General features: G+C 45.6%; 16 protein-coding genes. 14 read left to right on the plus strand and 2 right to left on the minus strand.

Annotated elements, in window-relative coordinates; translation table 11 throughout:
• Positions 1-128 precede the first annotated feature (128 nt).
• The gene (locus tag CHH91_RS17560) at positions 129-704 is read left to right on the plus strand and encodes a histidine phosphatase family protein (RefSeq protein WP_095224714.1); all 576 of its coding nucleotides are present in this window, start codon (positions 129-131) and stop codon (positions 702-704) included.
• Between the two features lie 37 nt (positions 705-741).
• On the opposite strand, the gene CHH91_RS17565 is transcribed toward CHH91_RS17560, so the two are convergent.
• Both CHH91_RS17565 and CHH91_RS17570 read right to left on the minus strand, forming a co-directional pair.
• Positions 742-2,244 carry a DHA2 family efflux MFS transporter permease subunit gene (locus CHH91_RS17565; RefSeq protein WP_095224715.1) on the minus strand — a complete coding sequence of 501 codons (1,503 nt, stop codon included), beginning with the start codon at positions 2,242-2,244 and terminating at the stop codon, positions 742-744.
• Positions 2,241-2,687, minus strand: a complete 447-nt coding sequence (locus tag CHH91_RS17570) for a MarR family winged helix-turn-helix transcriptional regulator (protein ID WP_176465844.1) — start codon at positions 2,685-2,687, stop codon at positions 2,241-2,243. Before CHH91_RS17570 ends, CHH91_RS17565 begins: the two co-directional genes overlap by 4 nt.
• A gap of 395 nt (positions 2,688-3,082) precedes the next feature.
• On the opposite strand from CHH91_RS17570, the gene spoIIE reads away from it, so the two are divergent.
• The 13 genes from spoIIE to lysS all read left to right on the plus strand — a co-directional run bounded on the left by spoIIE (position 3,083) and on the right by lysS (position 17,897).
• Positions 3,083-5,542 (plus strand): stage II sporulation protein E, encoded by a 2,460-nt coding sequence (spoIIE, locus tag CHH91_RS17575; protein WP_095224717.1) that lies wholly within the window; start codon positions 3,083-3,085, stop codon positions 5,540-5,542.
• Positions 5,543-5,606: 64 nt separating this feature from the next.
• The gene (locus CHH91_RS17580) at positions 5,607-6,341 is read left to right on the plus strand and encodes a vWA domain-containing protein (RefSeq protein WP_095224718.1); all 735 of its coding nucleotides are present in this window, start codon (positions 5,607-5,609) and stop codon (positions 6,339-6,341) included.
• Positions 6,322-7,236, plus strand: coding sequence for a protein kinase domain-containing protein (locus CHH91_RS17585; protein WP_095224719.1), 915 nt, complete (start codon positions 6,322-6,324; stop codon positions 7,234-7,236). Before CHH91_RS17580 ends, CHH91_RS17585 begins: the two co-directional genes overlap by 20 nt.
• 62 nt (positions 7,237-7,298) lie before the next feature.
• The gene (gene tilS / locus CHH91_RS17590; RefSeq protein ID WP_095224720.1) at positions 7,299-8,717 is read left to right on the plus strand and encodes a tRNA lysidine(34) synthetase TilS; all 1,419 of its coding nucleotides are present in this window, start codon (positions 7,299-7,301) and stop codon (positions 8,715-8,717) included.
• The gene (gene hpt / locus CHH91_RS17595; protein WP_095224721.1) at positions 8,710-9,261 is read left to right on the plus strand and encodes a hypoxanthine phosphoribosyltransferase; all 552 of its coding nucleotides are present in this window, start codon (positions 8,710-8,712) and stop codon (positions 9,259-9,261) included. Before tilS ends, hpt begins: the two co-directional genes overlap by 8 nt.
• Before the next feature lie 115 nt (positions 9,262-9,376).
• On the plus strand, positions 9,377-11,425 hold the full coding sequence (gene ftsH, locus CHH91_RS17600) for an ATP-dependent zinc metalloprotease FtsH (RefSeq protein WP_095224722.1): 2,049 nt from the start codon (positions 9,377-9,379) through the stop codon (positions 11,423-11,425).
• 155 nt (positions 11,426-11,580) lie between these two features.
• Positions 11,581-12,450 carry an Hsp33 family molecular chaperone HslO gene (hslO, locus tag CHH91_RS17605; protein ID WP_095224723.1) on the plus strand — a complete coding sequence of 290 codons (870 nt, stop codon included), beginning with the start codon at positions 11,581-11,583 and terminating at the stop codon, positions 12,448-12,450.
• A gap of 88 nt (positions 12,451-12,538) precedes the next feature.
• A complete protein-coding gene (cysK, locus tag CHH91_RS17610) occupies positions 12,539-13,462 on the plus strand; it encodes a cysteine synthase A (protein ID WP_095224724.1) in 924 nt (307 codons plus the stop codon).
• 96 nt (positions 13,463-13,558) lie between these two features.
• On the plus strand, positions 13,559-14,374 hold the full coding sequence (gene folP, locus CHH91_RS17615; protein WP_095224725.1) for a dihydropteroate synthase: 816 nt from the start codon (positions 13,559-13,561) through the stop codon (positions 14,372-14,374).
• A 3-nt stretch (positions 14,375-14,377) separates the two neighbouring features.
• Positions 14,378-14,740 (plus strand): dihydroneopterin aldolase, encoded by a 363-nt coding sequence (gene folB / locus CHH91_RS17620; RefSeq protein ID WP_095224726.1) that lies wholly within the window; start codon positions 14,378-14,380, stop codon positions 14,738-14,740.
• On the plus strand, positions 14,737-15,234 hold the full coding sequence (folK, locus tag CHH91_RS17625) for a 2-amino-4-hydroxy-6-hydroxymethyldihydropteridine diphosphokinase (RefSeq protein WP_095224727.1): 498 nt from the start codon (positions 14,737-14,739) through the stop codon (positions 15,232-15,234). Before folB ends, folK begins: the two co-directional genes overlap by 4 nt.
• Positions 15,235-15,259: 25 nt before the next feature.
• On the plus strand, positions 15,260-16,249 hold the full coding sequence (dusB, locus tag CHH91_RS17630; RefSeq protein ID WP_095224728.1) for a tRNA dihydrouridine synthase DusB: 990 nt from the start codon (positions 15,260-15,262) through the stop codon (positions 16,247-16,249).
• A gap of 163 nt (positions 16,250-16,412) precedes the next feature.
• Positions 16,413-17,897, plus strand: coding sequence for a lysine--tRNA ligase (lysS, locus tag CHH91_RS17635; protein ID WP_095224729.1), 1,485 nt, complete (start codon positions 16,413-16,415; stop codon positions 17,895-17,897).
• Positions 17,898-18,147 lie beyond the last annotated feature (250 nt).

Here is an 18,147-nt window from a genome sequence, read left to right on the forward strand (position 1 = left end):
TATAAATGAATTGTTTAGAAGCACAAGGAATATAATACAATAGCCTGGACTATATGTCAACAACAATTTTATCGATAACGATTAACAGGAAAAATACGGTATAGTAAGACTATAGATTAGGGGAGGGGATCAGGATGATTTGTCTTGTCAGGCATGGAGAAACAGATTGGAATAAACAAGGTAAAGTACAGGGAAGTACAGATATACCACTGAATGAAAGAGGAATCAGACAGGCGCAAGCTACTCGTGATTATCTGGCAGGAAGTGATTTTGATCTGATCATAGCAAGTCCGATGAAGCGGGCCAGAAAGACAGCTGATATTCTTAATGAAGCATTACAGCTGCCGCTAGTGGAGATGGAAGGTTTCGTTGAAAGAGGTTTTGGCGAGGCAGAGGGACTGACCCGGGCAGAGCGGGAGGCAAAGTATCCTAGCTGGGACTTCCCTGGTATGGAATCATGGGAGGACTTAGTAGAACGTGTCATGCTGGCTTTGCAGGAAGTGAATGCGAAGTACGGTGATAAGAAGGTGCTGCTCGTTTGTCATGGCGCCGTCATCTCAGCCATTCTATCAACCATCTCAAATGGAGAAATTGATACTGAAAATACACATCTAGTCAACGCTTGCTTGAGCAATATCCAGTTTATCGAAGAAAAGTGGAAGGTACATGATTATAACCTTTCCGAACATCTGGCCAATATATAAAAAAAACCTGCATCCATAACGGATGCAGGTTTTTCTATTAATGCGTTTCGGAAGGTTTTCCGACAGGTGTTGTAGTAGCTGTTGATTGTTCCTGTTCAATCTCATCTGCAGGGCGAACCTTTTTCAGGAAGAAGGAAAGGATGAAACCGACAGCTGCGATAAGTGTAGCAATCCAGAAGGCATCATTGATACCTTCAATGGATCCTAGCAATGTAGCTTGCTGCTGCGGTGTGCCAGACATCATCATGTCTGTAACGTGTTCCTTTGTTTGAGTAGAGAACACAGTAACCAGCAATGCAGTACCGATCGCACCGGCCATCTGACGAAGTGTGTTCGCCATCGCCGTACCGTGAGCGTAATACCGTTTAGGAAGCTGATTCAAACCAGCTGTCATAATTGGCATCATAACCATGGATACACCGATCATACGGAAGGTATAGACAGTCATCATATATGTGTAAGTTGTATCGATAGACAACGTACTTAGGAAGTAAGTTGTGATTGTTGTAATCAATAGTCCGATCAACGCAAGCGGACGAGCACCGATCTTATCAAACAATTTACCAGTAATCGGCGACATGATCGCAGAAACCAGTGCACCAGGCAGTAGCAATAGACCTGATTTAAGCGGTGAATAACCTAGCATATTCTGTGTGAAAATCGGGATCAATAGCATCGCTGCAAACATAGCCATTGTAATAACGACGTTGATTGTAGTCGATAGAGAGAACATCCAGTATTTGAATACACGGAACTCGAGCATTGGTTTTTTGATTGTCAATTGTCGGATGATGAAGATGAGTAAGGATATACCACCCACTACAAGTGTAGTGATAACCGGTGCGGAATCCCAGCCTTTATCTCCGGCAACACTAAAGCCGTATAGCAAGCCGCCGAATCCGATAGTGGACAGGATGACGGATAACACATCAACTGAAGATTTCTGTGTTTTCGTTACATTTCGCAGGATGAATACTGCAAGGATGATATCGATGATAGCGATAGGCAGAATGATGAAGAATAACCATCTCCATGATACGTGCTCGACTACAAAACCAGAAAGTGTAGGTCCGATTGCAGGTGCGAACATCATCGCTAGACCGATGACACCCATGGCGCTTCCGCGTTTTTCAATTGGGTAAAGGCTCAATACAGTATTGAATAACAATGGCATCATGATACCAGCGCCGGCTGCTTGTACGATACGACCGATTAAGATTGTTGTAAAATCAGGTCCGACTCCACAAATAAGTGTTCCGATCGCGAACAAGCTCATTGCAGTGATAAATAGCTTACGAGTTGTGAATCTTTCCATAAAGAAGGCAGTAATCGGAATTAAGATACCATTTACCAGCATAAATGCTGTTGTCAGCCATTGTGCTGAGTTTTCTTCTATATCCAAATCCACCATCATGACAGGTAACGCGATGTTCATCAGTGTCTGGTTCAGGATAGCTACGAAAGCACCCAAAACCAAGATAGCGACGATCGGGCCTCTGGTTAATGATTCTGGATTAACATAGGCTGAACGATCTTTCATGTTGTTTCATCTCCTTGAGTTGTTATCTTTTTTAGCAAACGGCTGTGAAGAGACAATAAAGTCTCCACTTCCTCCGTGCTGAAGTCTGAAATGTTCCCCAGTCTTTGCAAATAGGTTCGGTAGGCTGTCTTTTTCTGCTCCAGTCCCTTTGGAGTTAGTGACAGAACGATTGCGCGGCGGTCATGGGTAGAGCGCTCTCGTTTCACCAATTCAGCTTTAACAAGCCTTTCAACCGTTTCGCTTACTGTACTCTTGCTTGCATTCACCTTTTGGGCAAGGTCGTTCAAGCCAGTTCCAGGCTCGTCCGCTAATACTTTCAGGATGTGCAGTTGAACGACAGTCACACCTAATTGATCAGCATTATGCCAAAATTGCTTATGAAAAGCTTGATTCAGACATCGAAACGATTGGATCACTTGGCTGATTTTTTCCTCATCAGTCAAAGTTGTCATCCCCTCAACAAAAAAATAGTTCGCATGCGAACTGTTTCAGTAGGAACTATTCTACTCCTCTTTCTCAAAAATGCAATATAGAAGTTTTATGGAAAACGCTTCCTATAAAAAATAAAAGTTTTCTGACAAGACTTACGAAACCAGAGCTAAATACGACAGGGAAAAATGCCGCAAAAAAGCTTAAGCTGTCCAAGTCGTGTTGAAGCCGGTGAGAAGGTATGGGATTAAGTCGAAATGTTTTTAAGTCACGCTCGGTTCTTTTGACAAATTATGAATATGGGATGTGGTTAAATGACTATATTCAAATAAGAGTTTGTCCCGGGGATTACCATAGTATGTACACAGAGCCTCGGTAAATATGAGGATAGGATAGGAGTGTTAATGAAATGGAGACAGTATCAAGAAAGAAATGGGGCATTTACGGAGTGGAGCAGAAGCGGTTGGAAAATTGGAAGAAGAAGGGGTTCGATCTGGCGAAACTTCTATTGATAGAGAAGGCATGGCTTTTGGCTTTAGTAGGCTTCTTGCTTGGACGGGCTGTCGTACTGACCACTGTCTCCCCATTTGCGGCAGCATTCCTGGCATCTATCTGGCTGACAAGAAGAAAGAGAATGGTGCCAATCACATTGGCAACAATCGCTGGTGCGGGAACCTATCATTGGACACATGGACTATATATAGCAGGTACAGCATTCGTACTTTATTTCCTTGCCATGATTAGTAAGAAGATACCGCATCAAATTCGGGTCATGGCTGTACTCGTCTTTCTGGCAAGCTCCCTACCGAGGATGCTGGCACTCTCCTATGAAAACACCTTGTCCAGCTTTGACTGGATGATGATCGGCGTCGAAGGAATTCTTGGTTCTGTACTCTTTATCATCTTTATGCAAAGCATTCCGTTATTATCCATTAAAAGATATTATCCGGCATTAAAAAATGAAGAGATAGTCTGCTTGATCATTTTGCTAGCCTCAGTACTCACCGGCACGATCGGCTGGCAGATCCAAGGGGCTGGAGTGGAGCAGATATTCTCCCGCTACTTCGTATTGCTGCTGGCTTTGATCGGCGGGGCGGCAATGGGCTCGACTGTTGGGGTAGTTGCCGGCTTGATACTCAGTCTTGCCAATGTTGCAAGTCTCTATGAGATGAGCCTCTTAGCCTTTGCTGGTCTGCTTGGCGGCTTATTAAAGGACGGAAAAAAATTCGGGGTGAGCATCGGTCTTATTATAGGAACATTACTTATCGGTGTGTATGGGCAGGAGCAGGGCATGCAGGAGGTATATCCATCCTTGCTTGCATCGGCTATTAGTATACTGCTGCTCGTTTTGACGCCGGACAGCTGGATCCGGCGTATGTCCCGTTTCGTTCCTGGCACTGCTGAGCACAGCCAGGAACAGGAGCAATATCTTCAAAAGGTACGCGATGTTACGGCTAATCGCGTGCAGCAGTTCTCCAATGTGTTTGATGCATTGGCGAAGAGCTTCGCTACGCCTGATCGGGAGGCAGAGGATGTGCGGAATCGGGAGACTGATTTTCTGCTTGGCAATGTGACCGAGCAGACATGCCAGCTGTGCTTTAAAAAGGATCGCTGCTGGGGCGCACAGCAGTTTGATCGAACCTATCAATTAATGGAGAGTCTGAAAGAGGATATGGAGGACGGAGGGCCTCCGAATAAACTGCTGGAGCGGAACTTGGAGTCCCACTGTGTCAAATCGAAGAAAGTGATCGAAACGATGAAGCATGAGCTGAGTTTCCATCAAGCTAATCAGATGCTGCGGCGGCAGGTACAGGAAAGCCGTCGCTTTGTTGCCGATCAGCTTAACGGTGTATCCGAGGTTATGGGCGACTTTGCAAAAGAGATCGTCAAGGAAAAGGAGAACCATGAGCACCAAGAGGTGGAAATGATGGCTGCTTTGCGGGCGGCTGGCTTAGTCGTGGACAAGCTGGATGTATTCTCCCTGACGAAAGGGAGCATCGATATTGAGATGCATGTATCTATACAAGGATACCATGGCGAGGGGCAAAAGCTGATCGGCCCTATTTTATCCGACATTCTGGGGGAGACTGTCGTCGTAACGAAGGAAGAAATAGCGCCGTTTCCAGATAAGTCCTGTTTCCTGGCGTTCTCTTCCATTAAGAAATTCGTTGTGGATACAGGTGTTGCACATGCGGCAAAAGGTGGGGGGTTCGTATCGGGAGACAGTTTTTCCACGATCGAACTAGGGGCGGGCAAGTACGCGATTGCAATCAGTGATGGTATGGGCAATGGAGACAGAGCGCATGAGGAAAGCACCGAGACATTACGGCTGCTTCAGCAGATTCTGCAATCAGGCATCAGAGAAGAAGTGGCAATCAAATCGATCAATTCCATCCTCTCGCTCCGCTCCAACGAAGAGATATTCGCAACATTGGATCTGGCAGTCATCGATTTGCATGACGCAGCAGTCCAATTCCTTAAAATCGGATCGACACCAAGCTTCATCAAGCGCGGTGATCAGGTCCTTAAAATAGAGTCTGGCAACTTACCGATCGGCATCGTACAGGATCTGGAGGTGGACGTCGTACAGGAGCAGCTGCAGCCGGGTGACTTGCTCGTCATGATGAGTGACGGAATCTTTGAGGCTCCGCGGCATGTGGAGAACACGGATATCTGGCTGAAGCGGAAGATCAAGGAGATGAATACAACTGTGCCGCAGGAGATGGCAGATTTGCTCCTGGAAGAGGTTGTTCGCCACCGTGCTGGAGAAATAGAGGATGACATGACTGTCATGGTGGCAGCAATTGATCGCAATATGCCGGAATGGGCTTCCATCCCTACTTATAAAAACAAAGTGAAGGAGGCATAGCGAACGTATATTATCTCTCTTTCCCGTCGATGATGGAGATAACGAATGGAGAAGAGGGATAACGATGAAACCGAGTACGCTGAAACAGATCCTGCTGATCACAGATGGATGCTCCAACCGCGGCGAAGATCCAGCAGCGGTCGCTGCCTTGGCTTATGCCCAACACATTACGGTAAATGTAATCGGTATTCTGGAGGAGGGGCATACGGAACATTCACTTAGCCTCGAAGAAGTGGAGAACATTGCTAAAGCAGGAGGCGGTGTCAGTCAGTTGATTTATAAGCAAGCTTTGACAGAGACAGTCCAAATGGTGACAAAACAAGCAATGACCCAGACGATCGAGGGGGTCGTTAATCGGGAATTAAAGCAAATCTTAGGGCCAGGTAATTCATTGGACGATTTGCCGCCGGAAAAAAGGGGCGATGTACTGGAAGTCGTTGAGGAAATAAGTGAAACGGCTAATCTGGAAGTGCTTATACTCGTAGATACGAGTGCCAGCATGCACCATAAGCTTCCTGTCGTGAAGGAGGCGCTGATCGATCTTTCCATTAGTATGAATGCACGCCTTGGCAATAATAAGTTTGCCATACTTGGTTTCCCTGGAAAAAGGGATCCTGCAGTCAAAGTGATGGAGTGGACGGAGCGACTGGAAAACGTGTCTTCTGTTTTTCCGAAGCTTGCTACAGGCGGAGTCACACCGACAGGGCCTGCGCTGCGGGAAGCAATTCACGAATTCAGCCGCAAATCTCTGCCAAAGCGTACAGACGGGATCGCTGAATATGAAGAATTCGGCAGCTGATTTACAACCCGGTATCCGTTTGACGGGCAAATGGCATAAAGGAAACTATCCGCTGATACGAAAACTTGGCAGCGGAGCAATCGGCACTGTTTATCTGACAAAAAGAAACGGCGTCGATGCCGCCTTGAAAATCAGTGATAAACGTACCTCAATGACGATGGAAATGAATGTACTGCAATCGCTGAAAAAGGTCCAGGGACATTTCCTAGGACCTTGTTTGTTTGATAGCGATGATTATGTCAGTCCAAGCGGCAAACTGTATACCTTTTATGTGATGGAATATATTAAGGGAAGCAGACTTGATACATACATAAAAGCAAAAGGTTCGGAGTGGCTGCCGGTATTGCTGCTGGGATTGCTGGAGGATTTGGATCACCTCCATCAAGCAGGTTGGGTTTTCGGTGATTTGAAGCTTGATAATTTGGTTGTTTGTGAAAACCCTGTTCGGCTTCGGTGGGTAGATGTAGGAGGGACAACACAGAAAGGCAGGGCAATCAAGGAATATACCGAGTTTTATGACCGAGGACACTGGGGTATGGGAAGCAGGAAAGCGGAACCCTCATACGATCTATTTGCACTTGCTATGACAGCCCTGGAAATTGTGAATGGCGGAAGATTTCTGAAAGGAGATACACCGAAAGCAGCCATAAGGGCGGCGCTATCCCGTGCTGAAAAACTGCGGCCAATCCTGGATAAGGCTTTGACAGGCAAATATTCAGACAGCGCTGCAATGAAGCAGGATCTGGTAAAGCATCTTATGAGGAGGAAGGCTCCTGCACCGGCAGCAACTCCTTCCCGAGTAGCGAAGAGCAATAGACGCAAAACCGGTTTGGGAGAGTGTGTCGTATTAAGTGTCTATGGTATTGCTTGCTATGTCCTTTATCTGTTGCAATAAACTTTTTGTCTCGCAGCATAAGTGGTACGATTAAAGCAGCAACTACATAAGGATGACGGAAAATGGAACATACTGTGACAGCATTTATGGACAGACATGGTTTATGGAAGGAAGGTTCGACTATCCTGGCTGGTGTATCTGGCGGACCCGATTCAATGGCATTGCTTCATTTCCTGAAGGAACAGAAGCAGCGGCGAAATTGGCACATCATTGCCTTAAGTGTCGACCATGGTTTACGGGGCGAAGAATCCAGGTTAGACACGGTATTCGTAAAAGAAATATGCGAAAAATGGGGGATTGTATCGGAAGCTGTAACTTTAGACGTTCCGGGATGGAAGGAAGCACATCAGCAAAGCACCCAGGTTGCAGCCAGGGAAATGCGCTACAGCTATTTCGAGGAGTGCATGTCGCGTTATGATGCAGACGCTTTGTTTCTTGCCCATCATGGGGACGATCAGGCAGAAACCATCCTGATGCGGCTGGCGCGGGGATCTAATCCTGCTGCAGTCAGCGGCATGGATATCAAGCGGCCATTTGCTGGCGGAGAACTCATCCGTCCGATGCTTTCGTGCAGCAAAGCCCAAATTCAACAATATTGTGAACAGCATGACATACCATATCGTATCGATCCGTCAAATGCATCAGAGGATTATACGCGTAATTTCTTCCGTCACCGTGTACTGGATCCGATAAAGAAGGAATTCCCGACCTTCCATCAGCATGCGCAGCGCTTTAGCGAAGCGCTTAAAGCAGATGAAGCTTATCTGGAGGGACAGGCTGCGGAGATGTTTGCAGAATTGGTGGAATATGATGCCGGGAAACAGGCGGCAGCCTTTGAAATAGACCGATTTCTTACATACCCGATTGCTTTACAAAGAAGAGTGTATCATCTAATATTGATGTATCTGTATCAAGCGCTTCCGGTGGACTTGCACCATCGGCACGAAGCGCAGTTCTTTGAACTGATAGCTAGCTCTAAAGCAAACAGCTCTTTAGATTTTCCGGCAGGATTACAACTGACAAAGTCCTATAGCCGAATGACGGTATCTTTTCGTAATGAGGCAAAGGACTTATTCCATTATACATTTCACGCTCCCGGATGCGTCACGTTACCTGATGGATCTCTATTAACGGCTTCTTTTACCCCACACTCAACCGAAAACGGTTCCCACGACTTCGTACTGCCCCTTGCGGATGTTACCTTGCCTTTACAGATCCGTACAAGGAAAAATGGCGACAAAATGAAGCTGCGCGGAATGAGAGGGACCAAAAAAGTAAAAGATATTTTCATTGATGAAAAAATTCCTGCTGTTAAAAGGCGGGACTGGCCGATTGTGGAGGATGCGACTGGCACTATTTTATGGCTTATCGGTTTAAGAAAAGGGGAAACAGGCAGAACAACAGGAGAATCAGGCAGCTATTTGCGTCTGTGCTACCAAGCGAAAAAAGGGGAACAAACAGGAGGACCGAGCAATGCATGATGAGATTGAGAAAGTACTGATTACAAAGGAAGAGATCGAAGCAAAATGCGCTGAGATCGGGAAGCAGCTTACAGAGGAATACAAGGATTCCTTCCCGCTTGCTATTGGCGTATTGAAAGGCGCCCTTCCGTTCATGTCCGATGTACTCCGTCATATGGATACACATCTGGAGATGGATTTCATGGATGTGTCCAGCTACGGCGGCGGCATGACATCTTCCGGTGAAGTGAAAATCGTCAAGGATTTGGATACAAAAGTGGAAGGCAGAGATCTTTTGATCATCGAGGATATTATCGACAGCGGTCTCACATTGAGCTATCTGGTTGATTTATTCAAATACCGGAAAGCAAAGTCGATTAAAATCGTCACGCTTCTTGATAAACCTTCAGGACGTACGGCGAAGATCCAGGCGGACTTGGTCGGTTTCCGTGTGCCAAATGAGTTCGTTGTCGGATATGGTTTGGATTATCAGGAGAAATATCGTAATTTGCCGTATATCGGTGTTTTGAAACCGGAAGTGTATGGCGGCGCCCGTACCGAATAATCGTACCGGTATGGATCATCTTCCTTTTACATAAGGTAAAGGGTATTTAGTTGTATAGCAGGTTTTGCATATGGTAGTATTTACTATAGTTTTCTCGTTTGGGAGGAGGTAGGCAATGAGCAAAGTGTTCCGTAATACCTTAATGGTTATAATTATTTTTGTAGTCATTATAGGTGTGATCAACTTATTCAAGAATCAGACGAACGAAATCGAACAGTATGACATTAACAAGTTTAGAACCACGCTTGAGAGTGGTGATATACAAAGCATGACCGTCCAGCCTACTAACAATATCTATACGGTAAGAGGTGAGACGGAAGATAACAAGCAGTTCCAGACTGAGATACCTCAGAATGAACAGCTGATGACTGAAATCCTCAATACGGCAGATGAACAAGGCGTTAAGATGAATGCAGATGAAGAGCCGCAGCCAAGTTTCTGGCAGACTCTACTGACAACCCTCTTCCCTATCTTGCTGCTTGTATTAATCTTCTTGTTCTTCATGAGTCAGGCACAAGGCGGAGGCAGCCGAGTGATGAACTTTGGTAAGAGCAAAGCGAAGATGTACAATGAAGAGAAGAAGAAAGTTAAATTCCGTGATGTAGCTGGAGCCGACGAAGAGAAGCAAGAGCTTGTCGAAGTTGTCGACTTCCTTAAAGATCCGCGTAAATTCTCTGCAGTAGGAGCACGTATCCCGAAAGGTGTCCTCCTTGTAGGACCTCCGGGTACAGGTAAAACATTGCTTGCCCGTGCGGTAGCAGGAGAAGCAGGCGTGCCGTTCTTCTCTATAAGTGGTTCGGACTTTGTAGAGATGTTTGTAGGGGTCGGTGCATCCCGTGTACGTGATTTGTTTGAAAACGCGAAGAAAAACGCACCATGTATCATCTTTATCGATGAGATTGATGCTGTGGGACGTCAGCGTGGAGCCGGTTTAGGCGGCGGTCATGATGAGCGTGAGCAGACATTGAACCAATTGCTTGTTGAAATGGATGGTTTCGGTGCAAATGAAGGAATCATCATCATTGCTGCAACAAACCGTGCAGACATTCTTGACCCAGCCCTTCTTCGCCCTGGCCGTTTCGACCGTCAAATTACAGTTGACCGTCCTGACCTAGGCGGACGTGAGGCAGTCCTGAAAGTACATGCTCGCAATAAACCGCTTGATGAGTCCGTTAATCTGCGTACAATCGCAATGCGTACTCCAGGATTCTCCGGAGCGGATTTGGAGAATCTCTTGAACGAAGCTGCACTAGTAGCCGCACGAAGTGACCGTAAGCAAATTATCATGGACGACGTTGATGAAGCGATCGACCGTGTCATTGCAGGTCCTGCGAAGAAGAGCCGAGTCATCTCCAAGAAGGAACGTAATATCGTTGCTTACCATGAGAGCGGTCATACCGTGATCGGTATGGTGCTTGATGATGCTGATATGGTGCATAAAGTAACAATCGTTCCTCGTGGCCAAGCTGGCGGTTATGCTGTCATGCTTCCAAGAGAAGATCGCTATTTCATGACCAAGCCCGAATTGCTTGATAAAATCACCGGATTGCTCGGCGGACGTGTTGCAGAAGAAGTCATCTTCGGTGAAGTAAGTACCGGAGCACATAATGACTTCCAGCGTGCAACAGGTATTGCCCGTAAGATGGTTACAGAATACGGTATGAGTGATAAGATTGGACCGTTGCAGTTCACAAGCAGCGGCGGAAATGTATTCCTCGGCCGTGATATTCAGAATGAACAGACGTACAGTGAAGCAATTGCTTATGAGATCGATCAGGAAGTACAGAACTTCATCAATCAGTGTTATGCACGTGCGAAGCAGATTCTTACTGAAAATAAAGAGAAGCTTGAGCTTATTGCCCAAACACTCCTTGAGATCGAAACATTGGATGCTTTCCAAATTCAAACATTGTTTGATAAAGGACGCCTTCCTACGGAGGATGAGGTTGCCGCTGAACGCACAAAATCAGAGAAGAAAACAAGCCTGCTGAAGGATAGTGACGACGATGTAACTGTCACAATTCAGCCGCAGGAAGAAAATGGAGCAGCTCCGTCTGATGACACAGCTATCGACGAAGATGTTTCCAAATCGCCGGATCAGTCAGGTATACCTGAGGAAAATCCGCGAACAAATGATGATTCAGATAATCGTCCAAAAGCATAAAAGAAAAGGTCTCCTTTTGGGAGGCCTTTTTCTTTGTTTGGGTATAGTAAACATATAAAAGGATTTACCTGCGGGATTATGATAAGATAAGCAATACCTTGTGGAAAAAATAGGCCGATATGGTCGATATATATAGAAGGAGTGACATTGCTCTTATGGGTGATTATTTAATTAAAGCGACAGGATTTAACGGTAATATCCGTGCTTATGCAATACAATCGACAGAATTAGTGGAAGAAGCACGCCGCCGTCATGATACGTGGGCAACCGCATCGGCAGCACTTGGACGTACACTGACAATAAGTACAATGATGGGTGTAATGCTTAAGGGAGAAGACAAGCTGACAGTAAAGGTGGAAGGCGACGGACCAGTCGGACCTATCATTGTAGACAGCAATGCAAAAGGTGAAGTGAGAGGATATATCACGAATCCGCATGTCGACTTTGAACTGAACTCCATCGGTAAACTGGATGTCTCTCGTGCTGTAGGTACTGTCGGAACATTGAGTGTAGCGAAAGATCTTGGTCTGAAAGAAATGTTTACTGGTCAAGTACCGATTGTATCTGGGGAGATTGGAGAGGACTTCACCTATTATTTCGCAAACTCCGAGCAGGTACCTTCTGCGGTGGGTGCGGGAGTTTTGGTTAATCCGGATCATACCATCCTTGCTGCCGGCGGCTTTATTTTGCAAGTGCTGCCTGGAGCGGATGATACAATCATTACGCAATTGGAAGAGCGGATCAGCTCTATTGCTCCGATCTCCACACTGATCAGAGAAGGAAATGCACCGGAGCAAATCCTTGAGAAGCTGATAGGAGAAGAAAATATCAACTTCCTGGACACTATGCCGGTTAGCTTTACTTGTCAGTGCTCTAAAGACCGCATCCAGAATGCAATTAAGAGTCTCGGTAATGAAGAGATCCAAGCGATGATTGATGAAGATCATGGTGCGGAGGCTAACTGCCACTTCTGTAATGAAACGTATACGTTTACGGAAGATGAATTGAAAGCACTGCTTCGATAAACCCTTCTCATTTGGTTTGACTTTTAGCAATATTTTGCTTACAGTTAAATAAATCCAATTAAAATAGTGGGAATTAGGGGGAATAATCATGGCAATTGCATCATCCATTTCTGAATTGATCGGAAATACACCAATCGTTAAGCTTAATCGTACAGCGGAAAGTGATAGTGCCGAGATTTATGTAAAGCTGGAATTCCAAAATCCAGGCGGATCTGTTAAGGATCGGATTGCACTTGCAATGATTGAAGATGCGGAAGAAAACGGCAGATTGAAGCTGGGCGACACAATCATTGAACCGACAAGTGGTAATACCGGAATCGGTCTTGCCTTAGTAGCAGCTATTAAAGGCTATAAGGCAATTCTTGTAATGCCGGATACGATGAGTATGGAACGACGTAACCTTCTTCGTGCTTATGGAGCGCAGCTCGTATTGACTCCAGGTGCGGAAGGAATGAAAGGTGCTATTCAGAAAGCGGAGGAATTGCAAAAGGAACATGGCTATTTCATGCCGCAGCAGTTCAAGAACGAAGCGAACCCTGCTATCCATGCACGTACGACAGGTAAGGAGATAGCAGCTGAATTCGGAGGCGACCTTGATGCGTTTGTAGCTGGAATCGGGACAGGCGGTACGATTACAGGAGTAGGTCAAGTCCTGAAAGAATTGAATAAAGATATCCGTATCATCGCGGTAGAACCGGCAAGTTCTCCTGTTCTCTCAGGCGGAAAGCCAGGACCGCATAAAATCCAAGGTATTGGTGCAGGTTTTGTTCCATCCATCCTGGATACGGATATTTACTCTGAAATCATTCAAGTAGAGAATGAAGAAGCGTATGCGACTGCCAGAGAAACAGCTGCTAAAGAGGGCTTGCTGGGCGGTGTTTCTACAGGAGCTGCCATCTTTGCTGCCAAGAAGGTTGCAAAAGAGCTTGGACCTGGTAAGAAAGTATTGGCTGTCGTTCCGAGTAACGGCGAGCGCTACCTTTCTACACCGCTATACCAATTCGAAGACTAATGAACGGAAAGCCCCTGCCCATCATAGGCAGGGGTGTTTTTTTATGCACGGATTCGTGTACACTAGAAAGATAGTTGAACGAGAGGTTGACGGTATATGAAACGTATAATAGGTAATAAAGAATATGATCTTTCTAAGCAAACACTTGTAATGGGAATCATTAATGTGACACCGGATTCCTTTTCGGACGGAGGCAGTTATACGAATGTAGAGGCTGCTGTTAAGCAAGCGCAAAAGCTTGCTGCTGAGGGAGCGGATATTTTAGATATTGGTGGGGAGTCGACCCGGCCGGGGTATGACCCAGTATCAGCAGATGAAGAAATCGCACGTGTCGTACCAGCCATACAGGCCATCAGTGAAGCGGTGGATTTGCCGATTTCGATTGATACATATAAAGCGAAGACAGCAGAAGCTGCTATAAAAGCGGGTGCATCCATTATAAACGATATATGGGGAGCGAAGTTCGACCCCGATATGGCCAATGTGGCGGCGCGTTTGGGTGTTCCAATCATCTTGATGCACAATCGTGAGGAAGCGAATTATACCGATTTACTTCCAGATATGATTGCGGATTTGGAGGAAAGTATCCAGATCGCTCTTGATGCTGGTGTTAAGCCAGAGGATATATGGCTTGATCCGGGTATTGGATTTGTTAAGTCCTTTGATGAAAATATGTCTGCTATGCGTGAGTTAGATAAAATCACGGCAATGGGTTACCCAGTCCTTCTCGGTGCATCGCGAAAAAGATTCATCGGTACCGTACTTGATCTGCCTGCAGATCAACGGGATGAAGGAACTGCAGCTACGACAGCGTTTGGTATTACCAAGGGCATACATATGGTCCGGGTACATGAAGTGAAACAGACAGCACGTATCGTAAAGATGATGGATGCGTTAGTTGGGAAGGAGTAAGAGATGGATAAGATATATATGAACAACTTACAATTTTACGGTTATCATGGTTTATTTCCGGAAGAAAATAAGCTTGGTCAGCGTTTCACCGTAGATGCTGTATTGGAACTTGACCTGCGTAAAGCTGGTGAATCGGATGACATGACACAGTCGATTCATTATGGTCAAGCGTTTGAGGTTATCAAAGATGTTGTGGAAGGACGAGCAAAGAACTTAATAGAGGCAGTTGCAGAAGAGATTGCCAAGCAATTGTTTGCTTCATTCTCTCTGTTGGAAGCGTGCACAGTGAAGGTTATTAAGCCAAACCCTCCAATCGCAGGGCATTATGAATCAGTGGCGGTGGAAATTCGGCGGGAGCGTCTATGAAACAGGCGTGGATTGCACTGGGATCTAATATAGCCCCAAGAGAGGCTTACTTACAGCAGGCTATCCAAATGCTTAAGGAGCACTCGGAAATAGAATTGAAACAGATATCAACGGTATATGAAACAGATCCAGTAGGCTATGAGGACCAAGATCAGTTCCTGAACTTGGTTGCGGGGGTTGGAACAAGCTTGGAGCCACTAGAGCTGCTGCATATCTGTCAGAGTATCGAAAAGGAGTTAGGTCGAAAGCGGATCATTCGCTGGGGGCCGCGGACGGTAGACCTTGACATTTTGCTTTATAGTACTGAAAATATGAATGTTGAGGAACTTATCCTTCCCCATCCACGCATGCATGAGCGAGCTTTTGTATTAGTGCCTTTAGCTGAAATAGCTCCTGAACTGCTCCTTGGGGGCAAAAGAGTGCAGGAATGGCTGGATGCATTGCCGGCTCAAGATGTGCAAGGCGTTAGAAGCTGGGGTTCTTTAAATATATAGTAAAACTGAATGGGAGGTAGAAACGTTGTTCAAAATCGGTGATATCACCATTAAGAACCGAGTAGTATTGGCGCCGATGGCTGGTATCAGTAACTCAGCTTTCCGATTGACTGTAAAGGAATTCGGAGCGGGTATCGTATGTGCAGAAATGATCAGTGACAACGGCATCGTGACTCGTAACGCCAAAACGATGAACATGCTTTATATAGATGAACAGGAAAAGCCGATGAGCTTGCAAATCTTCGGAGCTAACCCGGATACACTGGTGGAAGCTGCTAAATTCGTCGATCAGAATACGACAGCTGACATTATTGATATTAATATGGGTTGTCCAGCACCGAAGATCACTAAGAACATGGCGGGTTCGCGCTGGCTGCTTCAGCCGGAGAAGATTCATGAAATGGTATCTGCGGTTGTAAAAGAAGTAGGTAAGCCGGTAACTGTTAAGATGCGGACAGGCTGGGACGACAGTACGATCTATGCAGTAGAGAATGCACAAGCACTGCAAGAAGCAGGAGCGGCAGCAGTCGCATTGCATGGCCGTACACGCGAGCAGCACTATGAAGGACTTGCTAACTGGGATATCATTCGCCAAGTGAAGGAATCCGTTTCTATTCCTGTTATCGGTAATGGCGATATTACAACCCCGCAAATCGCAAAGCAGCGATTGGAGGAAACGGGTGTTGACGCAGTTATGATCGGGCGAGCTGCTCTTGGGGATCCGTGGATGATATATAGAACCGTTCATTACTTGGAAACAGGCGAGATGCTGGAGGAACCAAGGCCTCGTGAGAAGATCGATGTATGTGTGCTGCACATGGAACGTTTGATTCGTTTGAAGGGTGAGAGAGTAGCGGTCATGGAAATGCGTAAGCATGCTGCCTGGTACTTAAAAGGGTTGGATGGTACTGGGAAAGTACGCAAATTGATAAATGAAGCAACCACAAAAGAAGACATGGCTGAGCTGCTTTATGATTTTGCAGACCAAGCGGAAGCTTCTATGGCGACGTTTTAATCGGACGTGCTTTATTGACACAGCATGGCTGCTTTTCTATACTTATACGAGGTAGCAATGCGATAAGCCTCGCATTATACGAGGACGAACAATACTGCCAGTCATGCTGGCAGTTTTTTTAGCATGTTAGATAATGAATATAGAAGAAATGGGAGTGAACAGGATGAGTGAAGAATTAAACGATCAGATGCAGGTGCGTCGCGATAAGATGGAACAGCTCATGAACCAAGGTTATAATCCGTTCGGTGCCAGATTCGAACGCACACATCAATCAGAAGAGCTGGTAGCAGCATTTGATGCTTTCAGTAAGGAAGAATTAGAAGAGAAGAAAGCGGAAGTGACTATTGCTGGCCGTCTAATGACGAAACGCGGTAAAGGTAAAGCAGGTTTTGCTCACTTGCAGGACTTGAGCGGTCAGATCCAACTTTATGTTCGTAAAGATCAAGTTGGTGACGAAGCGTATGAGCTATTCAGCAGTGCGGATCTAGGTGACATCGTTGGTGTTACTGGTGTAATGTTCAAAACCAATGTAGGAGAGCTTTCTGTTAAGGCTACTTCATTTGATATCCTATCCAAAGCACTTCGTCCGCTTCCTGATAAATTCCATGGTTTGACTGACATCGAGCAGCGCTATCGTCAACGCTACCTTGATTTGATCGTAAATCCGGAATCGAAGCAGACATTCATCACTCGCAGTAAGATCATCCAAAGTATCCGCCGTTACTTGGACGATATCGGATACTTGGAAGTAGAAACACCACTGATGCACAGCATTCCGGGTGGAGCGGCAGCTCGTCCATTCATTACCCATCATAATGCATTGGATATACCGCTTTATATGCGTATAGCGATTGAACTGCACCTGAAACGTCTTATCGTTGGCGGATTGGAGAAAGTGTACGAAATCGGACGTGTATTCCGTAACGAGGGTGTATCTACACGCCATAACCCTGAGTTCACAATGCTTGAACTATACGAAGCGTATGGTGATATGGATACAATCATGGAATTGACAGAGAACCTGATTGCCCATGTAGCAAAAGACGTGCTTGGTAAAACTGTGATTCCTTATGGTGAGTATGAAATCAACCTTGAACCGAAGTGGAAACGTCTGCACATGGTAGATGCAGTCAAAGAATACACAGGCGTTGATTTCTGGAAGCAAATGAGCGACGAAGAGGCGAAAGCTCTAGCGAAGGAAAATGGTATTGATATTAAAGATACAATGACGTTCGGCCATATTGTAAATGAATTCTTTGAACAGCGCGTAGAGGACAAGCTTATTCAGCCGACCTTCATTTTCGGTCATCCAGTTGAGATTTCTCCGCTTGCGAAGAAGAATCCAGAAGATGAGCGCTTCACGGATCGCTTTGAAGTATTTATTGTAGGGAGAGAACATGGAAATGCATTCTCCGAGCTGAACGACCCAATCGATCAGCGTGAGCGTTTCGAAGCACAAATGAAAGAAAAAGAACAAGGCAATGATGAAGCACATGAAATGGATGAGGATTTCTTGGAGTCCCTTGAGTATGGTATGCCGCCTACAGGAGGATTGGGTATCGGCATTGACCGCCTGATCATGCTGTTAACAAATGCTCCGTCCATCCGGGACGTATTGCTGTTCCCGCAGATGCGCAATCGTTCCTAATAGAAAGAAGAAGGGCTATATTGCCCTTCTTCTTTTCACCTTTATATAGGCATTTGCATAGAATGCTAACGAATGCGGGATAATGCTTTATAACAGTTTGTAAGATTGTTTTACATTTATTTAAAAAAACTATTGCAATGCCTTTACATCCGTGGTAAATTATTAGAGTTGCTTCAAACGAAGCGACAAACACGAAAAACAAGAACAAAAAAACATGTTGACAATGCAAGTTAAAACATGATACAATGTT

The organism is Virgibacillus sp. 7505 (assembly GCF_002272135.1).
Classification (GTDB): Bacteria; Bacillota; Bacilli; order Bacillales; family Amphibacillaceae; genus Terribacillus.

Excerpts from the sequence above, each read along its gene's own strand:
- folB (WP_095224726.1), top strand. The coding sequence starts at position 14,378 with ATGGATAAGATATATATGAACAACTTACAATTTTACGGTTATCATGGT.
- spoIIE (WP_095224717.1), top strand. The coding sequence starts at position 3,083 with ATGGAGACAGTATCAAGAAAGAAATGGGGCATTTACGGAGTGGAGCAG.
- CHH91_RS17585 (WP_095224719.1), top strand. The coding sequence starts at position 6,322 with ATGAAGAATTCGGCAGCTGATTTACAACCCGGTATCCGTTTGACGGGC.
- cysK (WP_095224724.1), top strand. The coding sequence starts at position 12,539 with ATGGCAATTGCATCATCCATTTCTGAATTGATCGGAAATACACCAATC.
- folK (WP_095224727.1), top strand. The coding sequence starts at position 14,737 with ATGAAACAGGCGTGGATTGCACTGGGATCTAATATAGCCCCAAGAGAG.
- CHH91_RS17580 (WP_095224718.1), top strand. The coding sequence starts at position 5,607 with ATGAAACCGAGTACGCTGAAACAGATCCTGCTGATCACAGATGGATGC.
- CHH91_RS17565 (WP_095224715.1), bottom strand. The coding sequence starts at position 2,244 with ATGAAAGATCGTTCAGCCTATGTTAATCCAGAATCATTAACCAGAGGC.
- hpt (WP_095224721.1), top strand. The coding sequence starts at position 8,710 with ATGCATGATGAGATTGAGAAAGTACTGATTACAAAGGAAGAGATCGAA.
- ftsH (WP_095224722.1), top strand. The coding sequence starts at position 9,377 with ATGAGCAAAGTGTTCCGTAATACCTTAATGGTTATAATTATTTTTGTA.
- folP (WP_095224725.1), top strand. The coding sequence starts at position 13,559 with ATGAAACGTATAATAGGTAATAAAGAATATGATCTTTCTAAGCAAACA.
- hslO (WP_095224723.1), top strand. The coding sequence starts at position 11,581 with ATGGGTGATTATTTAATTAAAGCGACAGGATTTAACGGTAATATCCGT.
- tilS (WP_095224720.1), top strand. The coding sequence starts at position 7,299 with ATGGAACATACTGTGACAGCATTTATGGACAGACATGGTTTATGGAAG.
- lysS (WP_095224729.1), top strand. The coding sequence starts at position 16,413 with ATGAGTGAAGAATTAAACGATCAGATGCAGGTGCGTCGCGATAAGATG.